This is a genomic window from Rhodopirellula sp. JB055 (assembly GCF_043100905.1).
GTDB lineage: Bacteria > Planctomycetota > Planctomycetia > Pirellulales > Pirellulaceae > Rhodopirellula.
Genome location: NZ_JBICHO010000313.1, coordinates 1 through 4,004, shown reverse-complemented (window position 1 = coordinate 4,004; position 4,004 = coordinate 1). Strand labels below are relative to the sequence as shown.

Annotated in this window: 5 protein-coding genes; 3 read left to right on the top strand and 2 right to left on the bottom strand. The window is 55.3% G+C overall.

Going from position 1 to position 4,004, the window contains the following annotated elements:
• A partial coding sequence (locus tag ACF8AM_RS12365) for a DUF1559 domain-containing protein (RefSeq protein WP_392555926.1) occupies positions 1-1,038 on the top strand: 1,038 nt, incomplete at its 5' end.
• Positions 1,038-1,388, top strand: coding sequence for a hypothetical protein (locus ACF8AM_RS12360; RefSeq protein ID WP_392555927.1), 351 nt, complete (start codon positions 1,038-1,040; stop codon positions 1,386-1,388). The genes ACF8AM_RS12365 and ACF8AM_RS12360, both read left to right, overlap by 1 nt.
• 25 nt (positions 1,389-1,413) lie before the next feature.
• On the opposite strand, the gene ACF8AM_RS12355 is transcribed toward ACF8AM_RS12360, so the two are convergent.
• Positions 1,414-2,196: an endonuclease/exonuclease/phosphatase family protein gene (locus tag ACF8AM_RS12355; RefSeq protein ID WP_392555925.1), complete on the bottom strand. Its 783-nt coding sequence runs from the start codon at positions 2,194-2,196 to the stop codon at positions 1,414-1,416.
• Between the two features lie 474 nt (positions 2,197-2,670).
• Between ACF8AM_RS12355 and ACF8AM_RS12350 the strand changes: the two genes are divergently transcribed.
• Positions 2,671-3,348 carry a DUF4142 domain-containing protein gene (locus tag ACF8AM_RS12350; RefSeq protein WP_392555924.1) on the top strand — a complete coding sequence of 226 codons (678 nt, stop codon included), beginning with the start codon at positions 2,671-2,673 and terminating at the stop codon, positions 3,346-3,348.
• Positions 3,349-3,468: 120 nt separating this feature from the next.
• Here ACF8AM_RS12350 and ACF8AM_RS12345 read toward each other — a convergent pair whose 3' ends face one another.
• Entirely contained in the window at positions 3,469-3,807 is a 339-nt protein-coding gene (locus tag ACF8AM_RS12345) for a tRNA-binding protein (protein WP_392555923.1), read from the bottom strand.
• Between the last annotated feature and the right edge of the window lie 197 nt (positions 3,808-4,004).

The window sequence follows — 4,004 nt, the reverse complement described above, 5'->3', positions numbered from 1 at the left end:
CTGTTGGTCGTGATTGCGATCATTGGCGTGCTGGTGGGTTTGTTATTGCCCGCGGTTCAAGCGGCTCGGGAAGCGGCCCGCCGAATGTCGTGCAGCAACAATCTGCGTCAGGTTGGTTTGGCCTCGCAAAACTATCATTCTGCCTATCAGCGGTTCCCAGCCGGTTATGTTTCATTTGAGACCAGTTCTGGAGTGGCGCCGGCGTCCGTCGCGATGGATCCGGTGACCTGGGATGCCGGTCCTGGTTGGGGGTGGGGGACAGGGTTGCTTCCGTTCCTGGAAGCCACGGCGTTGAATGATCAATTGCGGCAGGAGGAGCCCATTTGGTCTTTGGCCAACAGTTCCGCGATCGCATCGCGGGTGCCCACGTTTCTGTGCCCGAGTGCGGCGGGAGGCGATGCTGCGTTTGACGTGCTGGACGAAGCCGGCAGCGCGCTACAGTTCAATGGTCGCAATCTCCAGCTCGGACGCAGTCACTATGTCGCCAGTCACGGACAAGAAAGTTGCTGGGGTGAGTGTGGCTCCGCCGCAACGGGGATTGTCTTCAGCAACATTTACACCTCGGAAACAAAGACGATCGTGATCGTTGGAGATGCGAGTCGAGTGGCGGATGGGCCGTTTTATCGCAACTCGAAAACACGCTTTCGGGATGTATTGGACGGGACCAGCAACACAATCTTCTTTGGGGAGCACACCTCTTCGCTAAGCGACAAAACGTGGGTGGGTGTTGTGCCCGGCGCTTTCACGCATCCTCGATTCGCTTCGCCCGAAAACGGGCCTGACGCAGCCGCCACGCTGACGTTGGTTCACGCTGGACCATCTGGAGGAGAACTGGATATCACCGGTTTTCCAATCATTCACCCGGTGAACTTTCCGACCTACCACGTGGGGCAAATGGTATCGGATCACCCGGGTGGGGGCATGGTCGCTTTCGGAGACGGATCGGTTCGCTTTGTCACTGAGTTCGTGGATCTGTTCGTGTGGGCCGAAATGTCCAGCATGAATGAAAGCGAAGTCATCGACTGGGAGAAACTATGATGGCGAGTTCGAAAGCGACAGCCGACAACGAGCGAAACGACTGGATCAAATGGGCGGGTTTGGCGATCGTCGTCGTCGGAATGGCGTTTTACTTCTATCCGCGCAGCAAAGTCGAGTTGGACGACCAGGGATACGATGCCTCGGTGGCGCTGTATCGGATTTGCAATCAGAAAGACATGGAGTCACTGCAAAAGGTTGCGGAACAAGTCGCCCAGTGGCAAACCGAAGGAAAGATCTCCGCACAGTCTTACGCTTCAGTCCAGCAGGTTATCGAATTGGCCAATGAAGGCGACTGGTCCCAAGCCGGTCGCGAATGCCGGCGAATGATGGAAGATCAAGTTCGACGCTGACGATGCGGTAAACGTCACCTGCAAATCAGTTCGCTTGCAATTGCAGAACGGCCATCACGGGCCGGTGATCCGAAGCCATTGGCTCATCGATCACGTTCACCGTTTTGACGGTCCACTGGGTCTCTGGAGACGCAAACAGGAAATCGATTTCGCGATCAGGCTTTTCAGCCGAAAAGGTGAAGGAATCGTCGGCTGGCTTGTCTGCTTCGACAAACCCATCCTGAAACAGTTGGACCGTGCGTGATTCGGGCGTGTCGTTGAAGTCGCCGAGTAAAATCGCGGGGTTGGGAAGCGATTGAATGAACTCGCGAACTTTGGTCGCTTGTTCGAATCGGACCGTGTCATCGCGAATGTAGTCGAAGTGCACGTTGACCAGCGTCAACTTGTTCCCATCGGGCAGGGTGACATGAGCTGCCAATGCGACGCGAGGTTCGCGACCGCGAGCCAGTTCGACCGACTCGGTTCTTTCGATGGGGTGTCGCGAAAGGATGGCCATTCCGTATCGGCCTCCGTCGTAATCCATGAAAGGAGCGAAGGCGGCATGCATGTCGAGGTGTTCACCTAACCATTGGGCTTGATCAACCTTGCCGCTTCGGTTGCATCGCTCATCGACCTCCTGCAACCCAACAAAGTCCGGTTTGAGTTTCGCGATCACGTCCGCGGTTCTCAGCAGGTCCGTTTGACCATCGTTTCCGTAGCCACGTTTGATGTTGTAAGACAGCACGCGATGCGGCGAGTTTGCTTCGTCCGCGGTGGCACCGCCCGGAACAGCGATCCACATCGCCACACAAACGAGCCAGCAGAGCATCGGCCGGATCGCCTGGGTAGGGAGCCTGAGTTTGCAAGCAAAACGGAAGGCGGTGGCAATGTCACGTTGCGAATTCAAAGAGCAGGTCATGTCAGCGTTGGGTCAGCGTGATGCGAAATTCAATTTGTGAAAATGGATTCAAGTGTGCCCATGATAGGCGATGGGTGGATCCTTGCACGAGTTTACCAACACGTTTGGTGTCGTACGAACAATGGTCGTTGAGCGTCCATGCGACGGTCTGATAGTTGATTGATTTCCGGCCTTCCTGATTCGGACCGGTGAGGTTTCTCGCGGGGCCCGGTGATCGACGTTTCCTTGCTTTGTTCGGACCCTCCGGCGGCGAGGCAATGACAGGTTCAGGCAAAAGAAACAGCTCAAGGTCTCGGACTGGAACACAACATGCAGACGTCTTCGGTGTCCTGAGCTCGGTTGGGGCTCAGGGCATTTCCCCAAAAAACTTGCATGGAGATCTTGATGATGAAATTGCGATTCACTTTTGCCGTCGCTGCACTGGCTGCCCTGACCGGTTCCTCGGTCGCCCTGGCACAGGAAGGCGTGAACAACGCTTCCGCTCGGGATGGACAGCATCAAACTCAGTCCAGTCAAACCGAAGCAGGTCGCTACGAAGCGCGGCGTGCCTCCACCGACGGACGCCAGCATCAGCCCACTGTGACTCAAGCCATTGTGCAGAAGCTGCAAAAGGCCAACGAGAATGAGATCGAGTTGGCAAAGATGGCGATGCAGAAAACCGACCACGATGAACTGAAACAGTTGACTCAAACGATTGTCCGCGACCACGAAGCAATCAACCAAAAGTTGCGGCAATTCAGCAAACAGAATCAGGTCGGTTCACAAGGCCAGCGGGTGCCCGCCCAGCTTTGTCAGATCGCAGAACAAGCCTGTGACAATGCGATGAAGATGACCAAGGACATGCTGACCAGATACGAAGGTCAGGATTTCCAAATGGCTTTTCTGGGCCAGCAATGTGTGGCTCACACGATGATGTTGGCGGAACTGAAAGCGATTGAAAGCACGGGGCCACAGGAATTGCAGCCGATTGCTCAAGAGGCCATTTCGAAAGTCGAAAAGCACCTAGAGAAAGCCAAGCAATTGGCAAAGAAACTGGAGGACGACGAAAAACAACGGTCCTAGTTGTCTCGCTGCCAAACTTGTTTTGTGACGATGCCTTCTCATCATCGCCGGCCTGTTGTCTTGGCGTTGGTGAGAGGCTCGTCTTGCCAGAGGACTCGGTGGGCGTGCTGGGTTGAACGCTCAGCCGAGTTTGGCACCATTTGGCATTGTTTTGTCGGGTACCGCAAGAATGACTGATCCATCTTCACGGTACAGTCCGGTGAGCAAAAACTCCGACATGATCGGTCCAATCTGCTTGGGTGGGAAATTGACCACGCCGAGGATCTGGCGTCCGACCAATTCCTCTTTCGTGTAGTGCACCGTGATCTGGGCGCTGGTTCGTTTCAGTCCCAAATCCTCGCCGAAGTCGACCGTGATCTTGTACGCGGGCTTGCGGGCTTCCGGGAATTCTTCCACCAGCGTGATCGTGCCAACTCGCACGTCAACGTTTTCAAATTCTTGCCAAGTGATGAGAGACATGGTGTGCTCGATTGAGTGAACATCAGAAGACGCGACTTTGACATGCCCGCGTGACAGCTCCTGTGGTAGTGCTCTGTTTCGTCCTTTCCCGTCTCGCCTGGTGTTTTCCTCAATCGACGAGATGGTGAGCGCTTGCTTCCTGTAGAGGTCTTTGTTGGCTGCATAGGCGAGTTGTCGAATCCAGCTAGAAAACCCCC